Origin of the sequence: Streptomyces shaanxiensis (assembly GCF_039537145.1) — a bacterium.
Taxonomy (GTDB): domain Bacteria; phylum Actinomycetota; class Actinomycetes; order Streptomycetales; family Streptomycetaceae; genus Streptomyces; species Streptomyces shaanxiensis.
Genome location: NZ_BAAAZY010000013.1, coordinates 146,051 through 163,075 on the forward strand (window position 1 = coordinate 146,051; position 17,025 = coordinate 163,075).

At 68.4% G+C, this 17,025-nt stretch carries 18 protein-coding genes; 9 read left to right on the plus strand and 9 right to left on the minus strand.

Features of this window, described 5'->3' with window-relative positions; all coding sequences use genetic code 11:
* Positions 1-44: 44 nt before the first annotated feature.
* The 4 genes from ABD932_RS28220 to ABD932_RS28235 form a co-directional block, all read right to left on the minus strand.
* The gene (locus ABD932_RS28220; RefSeq protein ID WP_345016641.1) at positions 45-758 is read right to left on the minus strand and encodes a hypothetical protein; all 714 of its coding nucleotides are present in this window, start codon (positions 756-758) and stop codon (positions 45-47) included.
* Complete coding sequence (locus ABD932_RS28225; RefSeq protein WP_345016643.1) at positions 755-1,189, minus strand: aromatic acid exporter family protein; 435 nt, start codon at positions 1,187-1,189, stop codon at positions 755-757. The genes ABD932_RS28220 and ABD932_RS28225 overlap by 4 nt, the downstream gene beginning before the upstream one ends.
* A 365-nt stretch (positions 1,190-1,554) precedes the next feature.
* On the minus strand, positions 1,555-1,683 hold the full coding sequence (locus ABD932_RS28230) for a hypothetical protein (RefSeq protein WP_345016645.1): 129 nt from the start codon (positions 1,681-1,683) through the stop codon (positions 1,555-1,557).
* A 111-nt stretch (positions 1,684-1,794) separates the two neighbouring features.
* Positions 1,795-2,553, minus strand: a complete 759-nt coding sequence (locus tag ABD932_RS28235; protein WP_345016647.1) for a DUF899 family protein — start codon at positions 2,551-2,553, stop codon at positions 1,795-1,797.
* Between the two features lie 459 nt (positions 2,554-3,012).
* Between ABD932_RS28235 and ABD932_RS28240 the strand changes: the two genes are divergently transcribed.
* Positions 3,013-3,222: a hypothetical protein gene (locus tag ABD932_RS28240; RefSeq protein ID WP_345016649.1), complete on the plus strand. Its 210-nt coding sequence runs from the start codon at positions 3,013-3,015 to the stop codon at positions 3,220-3,222.
* A gap of 42 nt (positions 3,223-3,264) precedes the next feature.
* Here ABD932_RS28240 and ABD932_RS28245 read toward each other — a convergent pair whose 3' ends face one another.
* A complete protein-coding gene (locus ABD932_RS28245) occupies positions 3,265-3,942 on the minus strand; it encodes a helix-turn-helix transcriptional regulator (RefSeq protein ID WP_345016727.1) in 678 nt (225 codons plus the stop codon).
* Positions 3,943-4,024: 82 nt separating this feature from the next.
* Between ABD932_RS28245 and ABD932_RS28250 the strand changes: the two genes are divergently transcribed.
* The 3 genes from ABD932_RS28250 to ABD932_RS28260 all read left to right on the plus strand — a co-directional run bounded on the left by ABD932_RS28250 (position 4,025) and on the right by ABD932_RS28260 (position 7,717).
* The gene (locus ABD932_RS28250) at positions 4,025-4,456 is read left to right on the plus strand and encodes a hypothetical protein (RefSeq protein ID WP_345016651.1); all 432 of its coding nucleotides are present in this window, start codon (positions 4,025-4,027) and stop codon (positions 4,454-4,456) included.
* Positions 4,457-4,802: 346 nt separating this feature from the next.
* A complete protein-coding gene (locus tag ABD932_RS28255; protein ID WP_345016653.1) occupies positions 4,803-6,929 on the plus strand; it encodes a SpoIIE family protein phosphatase in 2,127 nt (708 codons plus the stop codon).
* 224 nt (positions 6,930-7,153) lie between these two features.
* Entirely contained in the window at positions 7,154-7,717 is a 564-nt protein-coding gene (locus ABD932_RS28260) for a recombinase family protein (RefSeq protein ID WP_425587526.1), read from the plus strand.
* A 46-nt stretch (positions 7,718-7,763) separates the two neighbouring features.
* Here the strand turns inward: ABD932_RS28260 and ABD932_RS28265 are convergent, their stop codons facing one another.
* Complete coding sequence (locus ABD932_RS28265; RefSeq protein WP_345016655.1) at positions 7,764-8,624, minus strand: hypothetical protein; 861 nt, start codon at positions 8,622-8,624, stop codon at positions 7,764-7,766.
* A 678-nt stretch (positions 8,625-9,302) separates the two neighbouring features.
* Between ABD932_RS28265 and ABD932_RS28270 the strand changes: the two genes are divergently transcribed.
* The gene (locus ABD932_RS28270; protein WP_345016657.1) at positions 9,303-9,791 is read left to right on the plus strand and encodes a hypothetical protein; all 489 of its coding nucleotides are present in this window, start codon (positions 9,303-9,305) and stop codon (positions 9,789-9,791) included.
* 409 nt (positions 9,792-10,200) lie between these two features.
* Here ABD932_RS28270 and ABD932_RS28275 read toward each other — a convergent pair whose 3' ends face one another.
* Entirely contained in the window at positions 10,201-10,848 is a 648-nt protein-coding gene (locus tag ABD932_RS28275) for a GNAT family N-acetyltransferase (RefSeq protein WP_345016659.1), read from the minus strand.
* A 237-nt stretch (positions 10,849-11,085) separates the two neighbouring features.
* On the opposite strand from ABD932_RS28275, the gene ABD932_RS28280 reads away from it, so the two are divergent.
* Positions 11,086-12,492 carry a M1 family metallopeptidase gene (locus ABD932_RS28280; protein WP_345016661.1) on the plus strand — a complete coding sequence of 469 codons (1,407 nt, stop codon included), beginning with the start codon at positions 11,086-11,088 and terminating at the stop codon, positions 12,490-12,492.
* Positions 12,493-12,702: 210 nt separating this feature from the next.
* The gene (locus ABD932_RS28285) at positions 12,703-13,707 is read left to right on the plus strand and encodes an RNA-binding protein (RefSeq protein ID WP_425587527.1); all 1,005 of its coding nucleotides are present in this window, start codon (positions 12,703-12,705) and stop codon (positions 13,705-13,707) included.
* Between the two features lie 71 nt (positions 13,708-13,778).
* On the opposite strand, the gene ABD932_RS28290 is transcribed toward ABD932_RS28285, so the two are convergent.
* Both ABD932_RS28290 and ABD932_RS28295 read right to left on the minus strand, forming a co-directional pair.
* The gene (locus ABD932_RS28290; RefSeq protein ID WP_126398751.1) at positions 13,779-14,354 is read right to left on the minus strand and encodes a transcriptional regulator; all 576 of its coding nucleotides are present in this window, start codon (positions 14,352-14,354) and stop codon (positions 13,779-13,781) included.
* Positions 14,355-14,604: 250 nt separating this feature from the next.
* Positions 14,605-15,015 carry a hypothetical protein gene (locus tag ABD932_RS28295; RefSeq protein WP_345016666.1) on the minus strand — a complete coding sequence of 137 codons (411 nt, stop codon included), beginning with the start codon at positions 15,013-15,015 and terminating at the stop codon, positions 14,605-14,607.
* Between the two features lie 838 nt (positions 15,016-15,853).
* Here ABD932_RS28295 and ABD932_RS28300 point away from each other — a divergent pair.
* Complete coding sequence (locus ABD932_RS28300) at positions 15,854-16,645, plus strand: GNAT family N-acetyltransferase (protein ID WP_345016668.1); 792 nt, start codon at positions 15,854-15,856, stop codon at positions 16,643-16,645.
* On the plus strand, positions 16,642-16,866 hold the full coding sequence (gene infA, locus ABD932_RS28305) for a translation initiation factor IF-1 (RefSeq protein WP_327714856.1): 225 nt from the start codon (positions 16,642-16,644) through the stop codon (positions 16,864-16,866). Before ABD932_RS28300 ends, infA begins: the two co-directional genes overlap by 4 nt.
* The last annotated feature ends 159 nt before the right edge of the window (positions 16,867-17,025 follow it).

A 17,025-nucleotide genomic window follows, 5' to 3' on the forward strand; every position in this document is an offset into this window, starting at 1 on the left:
CTGCAGTGCCGAAAGCGACCGTCTCCGTGCCGTGGTCGGCGGCGTTAGCGCTGGGCGAGTTGATCGGCCAGGCGATGCGCCTGGGCCGGCAGCGTTCCGTAGATCACCAGTGCGTCGGGGTCGTCAGGCACGGCTTCCGGCAGCTGTCGGCGGAACTCGTCGAGCGTGCGGTGGAGTTCGCCGACTGACTCTCGTAGCTGCTCCGCGGCGCAGTCGTCGCGGCCGCTCGGGGCGAAGCGGGTCTGACCGTACAGCCGGACGGCACACGCCGTATGGCGCAGGAATTCCGCGTAGGCACGGGTGAGTCGCGCGGCTGGTGGGGCCGCCCTCCCCCTGTCGGCGATCTCCCGTACGGTCCGGGTCATACCTGCCGTATGAACCGCGACGTAGTCGAGCACGGCCAGCACGTCGGCGTGCGCCGGACTGTGCGGAGGAGGAGTCCTCTCGCGACGCCCGCGCGGATTGGCGCGCATGCTCTCGCGGCTCCAGCCGATCGCCGACCGAGCACGGTCGACCAGGCGGCCCAGACGCAGTGCGCGCTCGTGCCATTCCCCGGCCGCCCGGCCGTCCCACTTGCCGGTGGCCAGGCCGTCGGCCACCGCGGCCAGGATCTCCTGCGCCTCACGGGCCGCGTCCTCCAGCGCGGTGCGGGCGTCGCGCAGGTACACGGGAGGCCGGATCAGCGCGTTGACCACCACACCAACCACCGCGCCGAAGACCGCCTCCGCGATACGGGCGGCCGACGAAGTGACGGTCACCGTCCACCGGTCAGCACAAAGAGCGCACCGGTCGCGGCGCAGATGCCCTGGCTGCCCAGGCGCTGCCACTGTCCCAGGAGCAGCACCGCCGGAAGCACGAGGGCCATCGTGACCATGGTGCTGCCCAGCAGCAATGCCACGACCGTCGCGATCACCGTACCCACCGCGATCGCCACGAGCTGCTGCAGCCCGTGCGCGACCGACCGGTACGCCGTCGACTCCACCAGCAGAACCGCGACCCACGGTGCCACGAACGCCATCGGAGCCTGGAGCCACCAGCCCACGACCGCCCACGGCACCCAGGCGGCCAGCGCCGCCTTGCCCGCCTGCACCACCAGAACCCGCTCAGGCCCCGGACCGTCCCACACCCGCCGCACCGCCGATATGGCAGCCCCGGCCCAGCGCCGGAACGCCAGTGTCGCGCTACGCATCCACTCCATGGCACAGCAAGTGCCACACCAAGGGCCAGGACCAAGGGCCAGGACGCACCCACTGAGAGCGACTTCACTCTGTCTAGGAGCCTCCAAGATCCCCTGGGTGCAAGTGGGATGTTCGCCATCGTTAAGTGTGCTGCCAAGAGCCGCGCGTACGCCCTGATGTTCCCGTGCCGCGTCAAAACGGTCCGGGGCACGCGAGCGGGCTTGATCAGGCGATGCCCCACGCTGCCCCCCCCTTCCGAGGGGCCCAGAGGCACGGTGCCTGTTTCGAGCTGCTCCCCCGCTCCGCCTACGCCCCGGAGCGTGTCCGCCAACAGCGTCGCAGTTCCTCGGCGTACGGCAGACCATGCCCAGCCCGATCACTCCGGCCAGCCCACGAAGTACGCGGCCGGCAGCGGCCGTTCCTTCGGCTGCAGACGCCAGTCCTGCGGATGCGTGCCGCTGCGCAGTACCGAGCGGACCTGGTCGGGGTGTAGGCAGGTGGTCAACACCAGAGCCGTGAGCGGGAGCAACCTCGAGGAAGCTGTGGGTGTGGGGATGCACGTCCGGATCACCGCGGTCCTCGGATCCCCTGGGCTGCGGCCGTCGGGCTCCCGGGTTCAGGAGCAGCAGCCTGAACCGCCCGTGCTGGGCTGTCCGCTGTGGAGGTCGTCGTCGTGGCCGACGATGATCCGTGCCCATTGCGCGGTCGGCCGTCCGTCCCTGCGGAACTGCTGGCCGAGGGGCTCGTACGGCTGTGGCCAGCCTGGCGGGGAGTCCTCCCAGGTCTCCTGCCGACCGTGGACGGTCATGTCGAGGATGCCGTAGGACGGCGCCATGGGTTCGACGCCGCGGCCGGTGGTCCAGTACGTCTCGTAGACACGGTTCCGGTCGCGGAGGTAGCACGCCTTCATCCCAAAGTGGCGGCCGGCGACGAGCCGTTCGTGAGACTCGGTGGGTACGGAGTACCAGGGCATGTCCCAGCCCATGAAGCGGCGGTAGCGGTCGGACTCGTCGTAGGGGCCCTCGCAGAAGACGGCGAAGGTGACGTCACGCTGGTGCAGATAGGACAGTTCACGGACCTGACCGGTGAAGAACGTGCAGCCCTCACACTGGTCCGCTGCGGGGCGGCCGTCGTGCCACATGTGATACGACACGAACAGCTGGGTGCGGCCCTCGAAGACGTCGATCAGGGGGACTTTTCCGTTACCTCCGACGATCGGCGTCGATGAGTCCACTTCGGTCATCGGCAGCCGTCGCCTGGCGGCGGCGATCGCGTCGCCCTCGCGGGTGTGCGCCTTTTCCCGGGCACGCAGGTCGTCGAGTTCGGCCAGCCACTCCGAGCGGGAGACGACCGGCGGCGTGTTCATTGCAGTCATGCCCGTACTGACCCGGCAGCCTGCCAGAACTCATCGCTCGACTGATCTAGACCGCCGAACGGACTGCGGATGCCTTCTGAGCCTCCGGCTCCGGGGTTTCGGTGAGGGCATCGTCGATCGCTTTTGCGGGTGCGGACCGCAAGACAGCGCGACGAAATAGCGGATTGCAGGTCACTACCCGGGACTGAAGTCCCGGGTAGTTGACCGGTCCACCGTGCGGACCACGGCCGATGTGGCGGACGGCGCCGCCTCCACCCACACCTCGCCGCCCGAGCCACCGGCCACGCGCTGCGAGCGGCGAACTTCACCGGCTGACCGGCGAGTTGCAGCAGCACCTCGCGTAGCCGTCCGCGAGCCGCCCCCAGACGTACAACCCGATGGTGGCGGTGGCGACGCAACCCGCTGCGCCGCCCAAGCGACCTGCTCCAGGGATGGATCGGCCTCATCCTCGCCGTCGCGATGGTCATCACCGCTCCTCTGGCCGCGTGGGCCGTCGGCGCCACCGTGCACGACAGGTTCACCGCCACCGCCTCTGAGCAGGCCCGCAGCGGACGCCACACCACGGCCGTACTCCTCAAGGGCGCACCCGCAGCCACAGCCCGGCTCAGCGGAGGCCAGAGAAACCCCGAATGGCAGCAGACCGCTCGCCGGTGGACCCCCTCCCCGTGAACCGATCAGCAGGCAGGCACCGCAGCAACCCCAGGGCGCCGGTCAGGCGGCCGGCTGCAGACGGACGCAGCACCGTCCCGGCGTCGGCGCCAGGCACGCCACAAGGTCACTCTCGCCCAATGCCTTGAGCACCCCGCGCAGCAGATGCAGGTTCATCCCGCACACCGTCTCGGTGTGCTCACGCGCCAGCACGTGGAAGGGGCAGTTGCCCAGCACGATCGCGTCGCCGTCGCGGCGCGGCTCGAAACCGTGCCGCTCGAGCAGGTCCGTCACGCCGGTGGCTTCCTGCGCGCCGAGCTGCTCGCCCAGCTCCGTCGCTTTGCGGTGGAGCACCCCACGGACCGGTTCGCCTGTCGCGTCGGACTCCTCGACCGCCTGCGCCAGCAGCCTCCCCGCCAGCTCGTACCGCCGCTCGGGCAGGCTGACGCTTACCTGCCTGTCCGAGCGGCGGTACAGCTTCGCGGGCCGGCCCGCGCCCGGGCCGCTGCGTCCGCTGCGTCGCTCGTACACCACTTCCAGCAGCCCTTGATCGGCCAGCCGGTCCAGATGGAAGGCCGCCGTCTGCCGCGCCAGCCCGAGGACCTGGGCCGCGTCGTCCCGTCCCACCGGATCGGACTGGCGCACCACATGCTCGTACAGCCGCCTGCGCGTCGGCTCGTCCAGAGCCGCGACGGCCGAGACGTCACCGACGGGTGCTTCCTTCGAGGGGTCCACGAACACCAGTGTAAAACCAACAGCCATTGACTAAAGAATCGGGACGAGCTTCTATTGATAGTGAAAGTTGTAGATAGAAGGAGGAGTCATGTCGCCCACCACCACCGCGCCGGTCACACCCCGGCGCAGCCTGGCTGCCGACCCCGGCTACCAGGCGTTCTGGATCCTGCGGACGGGATTCACCGTGGCCCCGATCCTGTTCGGCCTGGACAAGTTCGCCAATCTGCTCGTGGACTGGCCGATCTACCTCGCCCCGTGGATCAACGACGTGGTTCCGGGCAGCGGCCAGGCCGCCATGTACGCCGTCGGCGTCATCGAGATCGTCGCCGGCATCGCCGTCGCCGTGGCCCCTCGGTTCGGGGGCTGGCTGGTCGCCGGCTGGCTCGCCGGCATCATCGTCAATCTGCTGACCATTCCCGACCACTACGACATCGCCCTGCGCGACTTCGGGCTCCTGCTCGGCGCCGTCGCCCTGGCCCGACTCGCCGAGCACTACCACTCCGCGCGGCAGCCGAGCTGACCTGGCGCCCCACGCGTGAGCAGGGCGGGTGAGCGACCATGTCGCCGTCACCGGCCTCGACCGCGAAGCCCGACCCCTCCTCGCCGTTCACGCCGTCTGCGGCCGGTGAATGACCCCAGCCGCAGTGTCGGCCGGTATCGGAGGGAGAGGAGAGGGAGACCAGTGCGCCCCGTCTGCGGCATGCAGGTCCGGGGACGGGTGCCGCCCTGGCGCGGCGGGCGTATGGTCCCCCTATGGGTGACGTGCGGTGCGACTCGTACGGTGCGTGGCTCTCCGGGACGGCGGCTCGTGAGCGCTTCGGGCGCACACGCGACGCTCCGCGAGCCGGCCGGAGCGGGTGACGGCCATGCAGCACCCCGTTCCCCATTCCCCCTTTGCCACCGGTGCGGCCGTGCCGGACTCTGTTCTGGCCGACCTGGTGCGGGACACCGGCGCATCGACGGGGCTGGTGTACCTGCTCCCTCCTGGGGAGCAGGTACTGCGGCTGGTGCTGGCCTCCGGCGTGTCCGAGCAGATCTCCGCCCCGTGGGCCCGCATCCCCCTGAACGCGGCGATCCCCGTGGCGGACGCCGTACGCCAACGGCACATGGTCTGGCTGGGCAGTCAGGAGGAAATCGCCCGCCGCTACCCCCGCCTCGGGATCGTCCTGCCGTACGACTTCCAGCTTGCCGCGGCCCCGATCACGAGCGCCACCACCGTGTGGGGCGGCATTGTGCTGCTGTGGCCCGCGTGGCATCCACCGCAGCTCAGCGCGGCCGAACAGGAGAGCGTCAGCACCTGCTGTCGGCGCACCGCAGGGATCCTGCAACAGGCCGCCGACAGCGGCCGTCCGCTGCAGCCCGTCGAAAAACCACGCTTGCTCCCGGCGCCCCAACCCCGCGAATCCGACCCGGCCCAGGCCACCGCCGCCCTGGTCTTCACCGAGCGCCTGCCCGTGGGCTGCTGCGCCCTCGACCTGGACGGCCGGCTCACTTTCATCAACCCCGCCGGCGCCAAGCTGCTGGGTGCCGGTGCTGCCTCGCTGCTGGGCAACCGCCCGTGGGAGGTACTGGTGTGGTTGCAGGATCCTGTGTTCGAAGAGCGGTACCGGGCAGCCGTGGTCACGCGCCAGCCGATCTCCTTCACCGCGCGGCGCCCACCGGACAGGTGGCTGTTCTTCCAGCTCTACCCGAGTGACAGCGGCATCAGCGTCCACATCACCCCCGTCACCGGACACCCGCCTGACACCGCGCAAGGACATCGGCCCCGGTCCACGGCCGAGCCGGTGAGCGCGGCGGGCCTGTATCACCTGACGCACTTCGCCACCGCCCTCACCGAGGCCGTCGGCGTCCAGGACGTGGTCGAGCTGGCCGCCGACCAGATCGTGCCCGCCTTCGGCCCCAAAGCCCTGGCGCTCATGACTGTGTATGAGGGCCGGCTGCGGATCACCGGTTTCCGCGGCTACTCCCCCGAGCTGATGGCCCGCTTCGACGCAGCGCCCCAAACGTCCGACACCCCCGCGGCGCGTGTCATCACCACAGGCGTGGCCGCGTTCTTCCCCAGCTTCGCCGATCTCAAGAGGGCCTACCCTCCAGCGGTACACCAGGACGAAATGGCGGCCTGGGCGTTCCTCCCCCTGGTCGTGTCGGGTCGGCCGGTGGGCTCTCTCGTACTCGGCTACGACGTCCCTCGCCCGTTCCCGCCCGCCGAACGGGCCATCCTCACCTCTGTGGCCGGACTGCTCGCCCAAGCCCTGGACCGCGCCCGCCTCTACGATGCCAAGCACGCCCTTGCCCACACCCTGCAGACCGGCCTGCTGCCCCGCGCCCTGCCGCGCATCCCCGGCCTGGACGTGGCCGCCTGCTACCGGCCCGCCGGCCACGGCATGGAGATCGGCGGCGACTTCTACGACCTCATCCACAGCGCACCAGATACAGCCACCGTGGCGATCGGCGACGTCCAGGGCCACAACACCACCGCTGCCGCCCTCATGGGGCAGATCCGCACAGCCGTCCGCGCCCACGCCACCGTCTGCTCCTCACCCGGCGAGATCCTCGCCCGCACCAACCGCCTCCTGACGGACCTCGACCCCGGCCTGTTCGCCAGCTGCCTCGTCGTCCACCTCGACCTGACACATCACCGCGCACGACTGGCCACCGCCGGACATCCTCCTGCCCTGCTGCGCCACCCCGGCGGCGGAACCGACATCCTCCGGGTGTCTCCCGGACTGCTGCTGGGCATCGAACCGAACGCCGACTACCCCACTGCCGAGATCGCCCTCCCGCCCGGCGCCGTCCTCGCCCTGTACACCGACGGACTCGTCGAAAGCCCCGGCATCGACATCGACGACGCGACCATCGCCCTCGCCGGGCAACTGGCAGCGTCGCAACGGGAAAACCTGGACGCTCTGGCTGATGACCTCCTCCACCACGCCGAACGCTCCGCGCCCCGACACGACGACATCGCCCTTCTCCTCATCCGCCCGCGCAACTGACCATGACCGCGGGGCCACACACGCAGGTGTCTGAGATCAGCCGGGCAACCTACCGGACACCGGATGCTTACGGCCGGCTGCGAACGGCAGAACTGGTACATCCTCAACCTCGACCAGCCGCTCCGGCACACCAAGGAGCGGCCACTGCATCGGTTGACCACCCCGAGCCGCTCGTCCGCACCGAAATCAAGATCGGATACGCCCGGGTCTCGACCGGCGGACAGATGCTCGAACGGCAGCTCGACGCGCTCACCGCCGCCGGATGCCCGAAGATCTTCGCGGACAAGAAGTCCGGCAAGAACACGCTCCGCCCGGAGCTGAAGGCATGCCACACCTTCCTCGACCCGGGCGACACCCTCGTGGTCCCCTCACTCGACCGCTACGGTCGCAGCCTCCAGGACCTCATCAACATGGTCGCTGAGCTCCGCGACCGAGGGATCGGCTTCACCTCGCTCCACGAGAACCTGGACACCACCACCCCCGGCGGCCGACTCGTCTTCCACGTCTTCGCCGCCCTCGCGGAGTTCATCCGCGAACTCATCGTCATCGGCACCAACGAGGGCCTGGCCGCGGCCCGCGCCCGTGGCCGCGTCGGCGGGCGCCCCAGCGTCGCCACCGAGGAAGTCATCAAGGCCGCCCGCGACCTGCTGCCCGACCCCGGCCGTTCCATCACGTCGATCGCCAAGCTCCTCGGCGTCTCCCCGAGCACCCTCTACAACCACATCCCTGACCTGCGCGAACTGCGCGCCGGCGCCGTCCCCCGTCAGCTTGAAGCTCGCACGAAGTAAACGAACCCCAGCAAGACCGTTCTCACCGGGGTTTCCTTTACCTCAACTACTCACCCGGAGTCTCCCACTGCCCCCTGGCCACCCCGTCCGTGTCCGGTACGACGGCGCACCAGTCGCCCAGCGCCGCATCGGCCAGCATGAGGGAGAAACCGTCATCCGTGAGCTCGGAGAGTGTGTCGGCTCCACCAGGGTAGTTCCGGTGGGCCAGTTCGCCGTACGGCAGCGGGGCCACGAAAGCGGTGAAGTCGTCTTGCAGCAGCTCCGCTCTGGGGTTCAGCTCCGGCTCGATGGCCACGCAAACCAGCGAGCGTGGCCGCAGTAGTCGGGCCACTTCGGCTGTGCTCTCCGGCGTCACGCGAAACCATCTGCACCCCTGAGCGCCGTACGCCCAGCGCTCGCAGACCAGGGTCAGGCGCTCGGACACCTCCGCCACCCTCGCCCAGAAACCCGCGTCCGCGACGGCGTCGACGGGGTCCGAGACCTCTATGGGTCCAGGAGCCGCGTCTCGCCACAGGAACGTCACGCTCTCACCATGGAATCCCGCCAGATCGGCGGCCACCGCTGGTGTGGTGTAGAGGTGTACCGCTCCGTCCCATCCCGACTCGATCTGAAGTCTCCCGGGTGCAGCGAGCTGACAATACGGCCCGCGCCCGGCTGCCATTCCCTCGGCGAGACCTATCGCTTGCGGCGGCCGGACCGCCGCACCATTGCGCAGGCCGCGGTGCTCTTCGGGAAGGGGCTCGCTCACCAGCAGCCCGCCCACCTCCAGGAGGTCTGCGCCACTCTTCTCAATCGCGGCTCTGAGCACCTTGCGAAGCTCCGCCGCGTACGCGCTCCAGGCAGCGGCTTCCGCCAGCTTCTCTCGCACGCGCTCGCTGCGGGGGCTGATGATCAGCTCTTTGCTCATTTCGCCAGCCACTTGAGTCCTCGCAGCTCTCCGTTCGGCCCGATGCCCCATCGTACGTTTCGTCTCGGGCGGAGCCTCCCGACGACGGCCGGGCAGCGAAGACGAGTTTCCGTGGCCGCCGCTACCTTGCACCCTAGGTCAGGGATAGGAGACCAGGGCCGGTACGGGAAGTCCTTGGCTCCGTTCAAGGGGCATGATCCTGGACGCTCGCAGCCCCCTCACCGTGGCCGCATCGGCCGGCGAACCTGCACTGGCGCCCCACGTGACCTGGCGCAACGACGCCGCCAAGCCGTCCCGCGACCACCTCGCGTGCCCGCTGCAACGCCAGCCGCCAGGCGCTGAACAGGACGAATCCACGAGTCCGGGGTGGCCTTCTAGCCACCGTGCGGAGTCTTGTCAATACCCGACACGCCAGCAGAAGTGTGAAGGAGCGTCAGCCCGTCCCCCGGGCGGCTCAACTGTGCCACCAAGTCACTTTCGCCTCCGCTTTTCTGACGGAGCATCACAAACGTGGCCGCGAGCCTTCGAACCCCCGATCGGCCCCACCTTATCGCCCGTCAGACATTTCTGAGGTGGCGACAGAATTAGCTATGAGTATGTTCATTCATAGTCGGCCGGGTCAGCCGACACACCGAGAGATGGAGAAAAAGCGGAATGCCTGTAAGAAGGAAAAATGGAATGCGTACGCGTACCGTTGTCGCGATCGCATTGTCGGTGGGTGTCACCGTCCTTGCTGCAACCGGGGTGAACTACGCCTCGGCTACCAGTTCCGTCCCGAAGTCCGCCCCGTCGCTGCAGGACGCGGACGCCGCTTTCCCTCAGGGTCAGGGAGGCGACGGCCAGACGGACTACAACTACCGGAACGACGCTCATGGACGGAACGACGATCGCGGACGGATCCACGTCAACGAGCGAACGTTCGCAGCCGAGCCGGGTGTGTGCACCGCTGTGATCAGTAGTCCCGCGACCAGCTTCAACGTCCTCAACGAGAGTGACAGGACCATCGAATTCTTCCGCGGAATTACCTGCGACAACGGCTCTGCAATTGCGAAAATCGGGCCCCGAAACTCCAGCAGCGCAATCGAGGGCACGCCGGTCCTCGACGGGGCCACAGTGCCATTCGCGCTTGTCGGCAGCTTCCGAGCAATCGACAAGCGTCACCACTGACCCCCACGCGGACAAGGTCAGCGACAAGCTGCCGCTGTGGCACGTGAACCCGGCCCGCCGCAATGGGGCCGGGCCGTGCCCACCAAGCCGTGGCCAGCGGTGGACGTGACCCTTGGGACGCCAGCCGGACTTCTGCATCTCTCCTGGTCAACGGCTTGGCGGTGGCTGTGTAGCGGGGGGTGACATACGCGGAGCGGTCTTGGACAGGCAATCCCACCACCGGGTGCCCGCGCCGCCTGTAATGAGCTTGACTCTGTCAGGGATGCCAAGGTCCGAGCCTATTTTCCGGCTCGCTGTCCCGCTTGCGGGCACCCAGAGCGTCATGACGAACGGTCGACCTCAAAGTTGTGCCAGAACCGCTGGCCTGTGACGTTCTGTGAGGTGGAGGGCGTCTCAATGGGCTCGTCGCCTACCGCCCGGCGTCGGATGACGTGAGGACGACGCTGGTGAGTGGTGCGTGTGTGGTCCAGCCAAGCGACTCGTACAGGCCCTGCCCCTCAACCGTTGCGGCGAGCACCCCAGCCCGGGCGCCCGAGGCGATCGCCGCGTTGGCCAGGGTGTGCATGACTGCCCGTCCCAGGCCCTGGCGACGGTGCGCAGGCGCTGTCTCTATCTGGTCGAACACGACGGAGCCGGCGTGGCAAGAGCCGGCGACCTGGCCGTGGGCGGCAAAGGCGCCGTCCCTGTCACAGACGAGGGCGCGGGTGACCTCGCCTCGGCTCCACGTGCGCAGTTGGTAGCCGACAGGGAGGTCCGTGGCGGACGGGTGCAGGGTTGCCGACATCAGGAAACCCGGGTCGTCAAACGTCCATGCGGGTGTGAGCCAGGGGGATATGACCTCCGGGGCCGTGAGTACCTTGAGCCAGGTGCCAGGCGCTGTGGTCGTCTCCATGAGCTCGCGGATGAGCGTCTCGTCAGCGTTGGGCAAGACATGCCGGGTTACCTGCCCGGGCAGTCCGACGTCGACTGTGAATCCCCAGGGCTCTTCCACCGCAGGGGCGGCCCCGCGCGAGGCGGCCCAGCCCTCGACCCAGACCCGCACGATCTCGGTATCCACACACCCTCCACATGTAACAGGCGTCAGCAGTCAAGGCACATTACATACTGGGAGGCGCCAGCCGACGCTCGCGTCCGGCTCCCCAGCCGGTCCATCAAGCACAGAACGTCACTGACCACTGGTTCCGACACCGCTTCACACTGGCGACAAACCACACCCCGGACACGAAGATCACGCTCTGCAGCAGTTGTACGGACGACCGCCGACTGTCAGAGCGATGTGGCATGATCCGCTGCCATGTCGTCGTTACGCGCACCCGCATGGTGCTCAAGGGCCGCTCGCCGTCTACTCGTTGTCCCGCTCGCCCTGCTCGTGGCAGCGGGCGCCACCGCTGCTGATGCCGTCACAGCACCGGCAGCGGCACCGGCTTCCAAGGCCGCGGCCGCGACGCCCGACCGGCTTCGCTACGACGTGTCCCTGCGCGGCGACGCCGACGGCTCGCGCTGGACGGGCCGACAGCGGGTGTCGTTCCGCAATGCATCCGATAGGCCCCTGCATGAGGTGTACGTACGTCTGTGGGGCAACGGCAACGACAAGTGCGGCACGCCCAGCAAACCGTCACCCGTCAAAATAACCAAGGTGCGCGGTGGCACTGCGGGCCGCCTCACCGTGAACTGCACCGCACTGCGCATCACCCTGCCCAGGCCGCTCGCGCGCGGAGAGCGGACGGCCGTCTCCTTCGACGTCTCCATCACGGTGCCCCAGCGCAACGACCGCTTCGGCCGCGAGGGCGCTTTCCGCTTCCTGGGCAATGCGCTGCCGGTGCTCGCCGTGCACGACGCGAAGGGATGGCACCTCGATCCGTATGTGTCGACCGGTGAGAGCTTCTACGCCCTGGCGAGCGACTTCCGCGTGCGCATCGACCACCCGTCAGCGCTCAAGGTCCCCGCAACCGGCCGTACCTGGACCCGCCACGGCACGCAGGGGCGTACGGTCACGCACAGCGTCGCGCACCGGGTGCGGGACTTCGCGTGGGCGGCGGGCCCGTTCCGCACCGCGACCGAGACCTCGCCCGGTGGTGTGCGCGTGAAGTCGTACTGGGCGCCGAACACGCCCGCGGCGGGAGTGAGCCTCAACCGCAAGGACGGCGTCGCCGCCGTCGACCGGTTCGGCAAGGAGTTCGGCCACTACCCGTACGGCGAGATCGACTTCGTGATGACCAAAGACTTCGGCGGCGGTATGGAGTACCCCGGCCTGGTCATCCTCGGCACCACCGAGGAAGGCAGCGCCGTCGTCCACGAGGTGGCCCACCAGTGGTGGTACGGCATCGTCGGCAACGACGAATACGGCGCGCCCTGGCTGGACGAGAGCTTCGCCCAGTACGCCAACGCGCGCTTCTACGGCTGGGACACACGCGAGTGCTGGTCGGACGACGAATGGCCGAGCCAGGACACCGCGCTCACCAACTCGATGGCCTACTGGGCCAAGCACCCGGGCGAGTACCACCTCATCTACACGGCCGGCTCCTGCGCCCTGGCACGCCTGGAACGCACCATCGGCGCCGACACGATGGCACGACTGCTCAAGCGGTATGCCCGCGACCACTGGTACGGCCTGTCCACCACCGCCGACTTCAAGAAGGCCGCACAGGCCGTGACCGACAACGACCTGGAACCCTTCTGGAAGCAACACCGCATCCGCTGAAAACCGCCGGGCACCGTCCATCGAAACCACCCACGTGGACCAGGTGCGGGCCCCGGCCTGTCGCCGCGGCGGCGAAGGCGCGCCCCGGAGACAGCCGGATTGGCACGATGAGCGCGCTCCCGCCCGCGACCGCCACGACGACCATGCCCGTCTCCGCTGCCCCGGCATTTGCCCGGCGTGGCCCCAGGCTTGTGCGGAAGGATGAGAGTTGTGCTGACCTACGTGTACCGCGTGACCAAGTACGACCCCGCTGACCGCGACGGACATGGCCACTACACCGGTCCTGAGGACACTGTCAGCGACCACGGCGAGATCGAGGCGTCCTACCTTCGGGCTGTTGCTGCCTTCGCCGCGGACACTGGTATCGATCACCTGGTCGTACGCGAGCCACAGGTTCCCTCCCTGGCGCATCTCGGTGTCGAACCTCCGGTGGACGGTTTCGGGCTGGAAGGGCTCTTCCCGTCCGGCCAGGCCGGTTTCCACGACGGGGCACAGGTGCTGCTCGATATCGCGCTGGAGCTGGTGCGGGTCATGCTGCGCGACAACGGTGCCTGGTGCCGGCTGGAGGCGGACGACACGTTCGCGGTCCACGTGGGGTGGGACCAGTACCTCTACATCAGTAGCAGCCGGCCTTGCGAGGAAGCGCTGGCCCGCACCCGCGAGCTGGGGTTGTTCCCAGAACGCCTGGACGCCTCCCCGTACGCCTTCGACGAGGATGAAGAGCAGGACATCCAGCGGCCCGGGGATGACGACTTCTGGGCCGACCTGCGCAGGGCAGTCGTCAGCGGCCATGCAGGAGTCCTGGAAGAGATGCATCTCGAGGGAGCCTCACGATGGCACCACCTCGACCGCGACACCATCGGCCCGGATCGTGTTGGACTGGCGCCCCGGGCCCGTCTCGCTGTCTGGCCACCCCTGTCCACCGACATCGCCGCCGTCCTGAGAGCCCTCCCCACCGACGGCCTCATAGAAGGCGTGTGGCAGGACGACGACGGCCTCATCCACAGCGCCATCGCCGACGAGGACGGGCACGCGGAATTGACCGCCCGGATTACCAGTGCACGCGCTGCCGCACTCCTGTCTGTATATGCGGGTGAACGTGCGCCTCTGTTCACCGCTGTCATGACTGACAACGACGGAGTCCTACGGGCTCGTTGGCGGACCGAACCGACACCGAGCGACCGCGATTGGGCACTCCGTCAGCCCAAGGGGTGAGCCCTCCGACCAGGTCGATATGACGGGAGGCCGCGAGATTGTGCAGCCGAAATTGAGATCCCACGCTGTTGTCAGGCTGCGAATCCGATGCTGGTCACGTACTCGTACTCGCCCCACTGGCTGCCCAGGTCCACGGTCGCGTCGTTGACCCAGGCATCATCGAGCGCGGCGTCGTCGTCCTCGGCCCAGGCCTGCACGATGCGGTCCCAGTGGCGGACGTTGAGGGTGCGGTACTCGATCACACGCTGGCGCGGCCGTGGCACCTGGCTCTGGTTGAGCGGGTGGAACTCCACGCGGGTACCGCGCCCTTCGCGGTTCAGTCGGGCGAGCAGATACCGGGCGACATTGTGCCGACGCACCGTGCGGTAAGCGACCTCGATGGCCTGCAGATTCTTCGCGGACGGGCTGCGCTTGCCGTCCAGCCACGCCTTCATCGTGCGGCCGGTGACCGTGAGGCCGGCCGCACGGGCCGCCTGACGGGCGTGATCGGTACGGGTGAGGTAATGCAGGCGGGCCACCAGACCGCGGTGTTGAGTGACCGGGGTCGCGATGAAATGGGCAAGCGCATCAAGCCGACGGGCCACCGCCTCATGTCCTTTGATACCGCGAGCCCCGTACTTACCGAACTCGAGATTCCTCTCCGGCACTCTCTTCTCCTCGCCCCGAGGTCAATCGGCGCACCCTTGCGGCCTCATTCTACCAACGCAGGCCAATACTACAGGATTTGGAGCAGCCGAAATACCCCTCCCCTACCATTCAGTCGCGGAATTCGGGCCGAATTTCACGGGCGGCGGCACACATACCTTTTACCATCGGGTTTCCATGACCTTCTGCGCAGAGCGGGACACGAGGTAGGCGCCCAGACGGGTGCGTGCCGCGACGGGGCGATCGCGAGCATCATGGGCCTGTCTGATCTGGAGCCGGTCGGGTTCTGCGCAGAAGCCCCGGCTGGCGGGCGCTGCCGTGTTCAGTCCCTTCCGCGTTGGATACGTTGTTGTTGCCATTGAGGCGGCGCTGGCCGACGAGTGATTCGCGCCCGGCACGGATACGTTCAAACTGCCAGAGCAGCGCGAAGTAGTCGTCCAGGACGCGCCTCGTGTCGTCAGCAGTACGGCTTTCGGCCAGACGGCAGAAGGTGAGGGTGCTGCGAAGTGCCGCGGTGTCCTTGGACGTGAGCTCTGTGTAGAGGCTGCGGGCGAGTTCGTAGGCGGCGCGGACGCTGTTGCCCCGGGCTGCGTGCAGGGCGACGAATGCGGCTCCAAGGGCGATCGCGGCGGAAACGACGGCGGCCACGGATTCGGACTTCATGCCGCGCATCCTGGCCCGCAGCAAGCCGCGTTATGCCTTCGGCGATGCCAAAAGGGGGCGACGTGACTGCAACGCGAGCACTTGGAGGTCGGCCCGTCGCAGTGCCCTCACGGCACCCACGAGAGGGTGGCCAGAGCGGTCGTCAGCGGACCCATCGAGGCAAGCCAAAACTCACGTCGAAACGACATCCACGGTGAGGTTCTGGCTCACTTTCCGTAGCGCGAGCACGCCCGGTGACGATGCACGTTTCTGCAGGCTCGTGAGATGCGCGGCAGGCGTGCCAGGCAGGTGCTGGTATCAGGTACTCGCCGGTGCGGGCCACGAGCAGGGCTGGAAGTAGCCTGTCTCCCTGGGCATCCGCCACCCGGGGTCTGCGAACCCCGCGTCGGCCACGAGGCCGGGTCAGCCGATCCCGGCCGAGCGCCCAGCAGGATGCCACCCACCGCATGGGCTCCCCCCAGCATTCAGGGCATGGGCAAGCTCCGCTACGTCGCCGAGCAGACTTTCACCCGGCTCCACCAGTTCAAACGCCTCGCGGTCCGCTGGGAAAGACGTCTCGAACTCCACGGCTCCTTCCTCTTGTTGGCTTGGAGCCTCATCTGCTGGAGACACCTCAAGAAGACCGGATCGCGATCGCGTTACGAGCTCATAGGAAATGGTTTGAGCAAGGCGGCGCCCCGTTGCTACTTTCGTGGTGGACCGTGAAGTCGTCGTATGGAGGTGAGCCCCGTGAACACAGTTACCCGTGGGTGCTCCCTCAACCCGTCACGGTCCGGCGGCTGACGTTCGGTGTCGCCAGGAGCGCCTGAGATCGAGGCTCTCCTGGAAGGGGACTCCGATGGACACGAAGCCTTTCACATCTGGCCTGAGCGAGAACGCGGTGATGATCACGCGCGTCGCGGACAGACAATGGCATGCACTGGATGACGACCTGGTCGTCGGCCGCGGGCATGCGGAACACCGGCCCGACGGACGCTTGTTCGTCAGCATCGACGCCTGGCACGACGCCACCTTCGACCTGCTCGCCGAGGCGATTCTGGCGGAACTACCGGCGCCGCTGTACACAGTGGTCGACGAAGCCGACGTCGAGCTGACGGCCGGCTGGCGGCGGGCCGGTTTCACTGTCCGGCGCCGCGAGTGGGAGTACGCCGTGCCGACCGACCCGCGGGTCACCGGGCTCGAGGCAGTCCTGCCGCCTTCGGGCGTGACGATCGTGCCCGCCGGTCAGGCGGACGAGAGTCTGCTGCGGGCGGTGGACCGCGCGATCCGTGACGACGTCGAGGCGAGCGTCGGGTGGCAGTCGATGCCCGCGGAGGTGATTCCCCGCCTCGAAGGCGACACCATCGTCGACCCGTCGAAGTACGCGGTGGCCGCGGCGCCGGACCGCTACCTGGGCCTGATCCGGGTGGTGCCGGTGAACCGGCCGCGCATCGGGCTGGTCGCGGTCCGGGCCGGCGAACAGCGCCGCGGCATCGCGCGGGCGCTGCTGGCCCACGCGCTGGAGACGGTGCACCGCTCCGGGTTCGCCGCGGCCTGGACCGAAGTACACGAGTCCAACCAAGCGGCCTCGGCGCTGTTCGAGGGCATCGGCGCCCGGCCGATGAGCAGCAACCTGGAGCTGGTGCGATGACGAAGAACAAGAACGTCATCGAAGTCGAGGGCAAGGTTGTCGAGTGCCTGCGCAGCGCCATGTTCACCGTGCAGCTCGAGAACGGCCACCAGGTGCTCGCGCACATCAGCGGGAAGATCCGCAAGAACTACATCAAGATCATGCTGGAGGACCGGGTGCTGGTGGAGCTCCCGCCGTACGACCTGACGCGCGGCCGGATCGTGTTCCGGTACCGGAACTAGCGGCGGTCGGCACCTTCCCCGGTAGCTGATCCTGGGGCCCGGTCACGGCGCTTCCGTGACCGGGCCCCGTGGACGGCTCGCACGGCCGCGGCGGCCACCGCTGCAGCGGCCGCGGGCGCTTCGTAGCCACCTGGATTCGCCCGGTCACGCGCGGAATGC

What these genes read in the sequence shown, in the direction of transcription:
- ABD932_RS28225 (WP_345016643.1), bottom strand. Translation starts at nt 1,189, where the DNA reads ATGCGTAGCGCGACACTGGCGTTCCGGCGCTGGGCCGGGGCTGCCATA.
- ABD932_RS28235 (WP_345016647.1), bottom strand. Translation starts at nt 2,553, where the DNA reads ATGACTGCAATGAACACGCCGCCGGTCGTCTCCCGCTCGGAGTGGCTG.
- ABD932_RS28240 (WP_345016649.1), top strand. Translation starts at nt 3,013, where the DNA reads ATGGTCATCACCGCTCCTCTGGCCGCGTGGGCCGTCGGCGCCACCGTG.
- ABD932_RS28250 (WP_345016651.1), top strand. Translation starts at nt 4,025, where the DNA reads ATGTCGCCCACCACCACCGCGCCGGTCACACCCCGGCGCAGCCTGGCT.
- ABD932_RS28255 (WP_345016653.1), top strand. Translation starts at nt 4,803, where the DNA reads ATGCAGCACCCCGTTCCCCATTCCCCCTTTGCCACCGGTGCGGCCGTG.
- ABD932_RS28260 (WP_425587526.1), top strand. Translation starts at nt 7,154, where the DNA reads ATGCTCGAACGGCAGCTCGACGCGCTCACCGCCGCCGGATGCCCGAAG.
- ABD932_RS28265 (WP_345016655.1), bottom strand. Translation starts at nt 8,624, where the DNA reads ATGAGCAAAGAGCTGATCATCAGCCCCCGCAGCGAGCGCGTGCGAGAG.
- ABD932_RS28270 (WP_345016657.1), top strand. Translation starts at nt 9,303, where the DNA reads ATGCGTACGCGTACCGTTGTCGCGATCGCATTGTCGGTGGGTGTCACC.
- ABD932_RS28280 (WP_345016661.1), top strand. Translation starts at nt 11,086, where the DNA reads ATGTCGTCGTTACGCGCACCCGCATGGTGCTCAAGGGCCGCTCGCCGT.
- ABD932_RS28295 (WP_345016666.1), bottom strand. Translation starts at nt 15,015, where the DNA reads ATGAAGTCCGAATCCGTGGCCGCCGTCGTTTCCGCCGCGATCGCCCTT.
- ABD932_RS28300 (WP_345016668.1), top strand. Translation starts at nt 15,854, where the DNA reads ATGGACACGAAGCCTTTCACATCTGGCCTGAGCGAGAACGCGGTGATG.
- infA (WP_327714856.1), top strand. Translation starts at nt 16,642, where the DNA reads ATGACGAAGAACAAGAACGTCATCGAAGTCGAGGGCAAGGTTGTCGAG.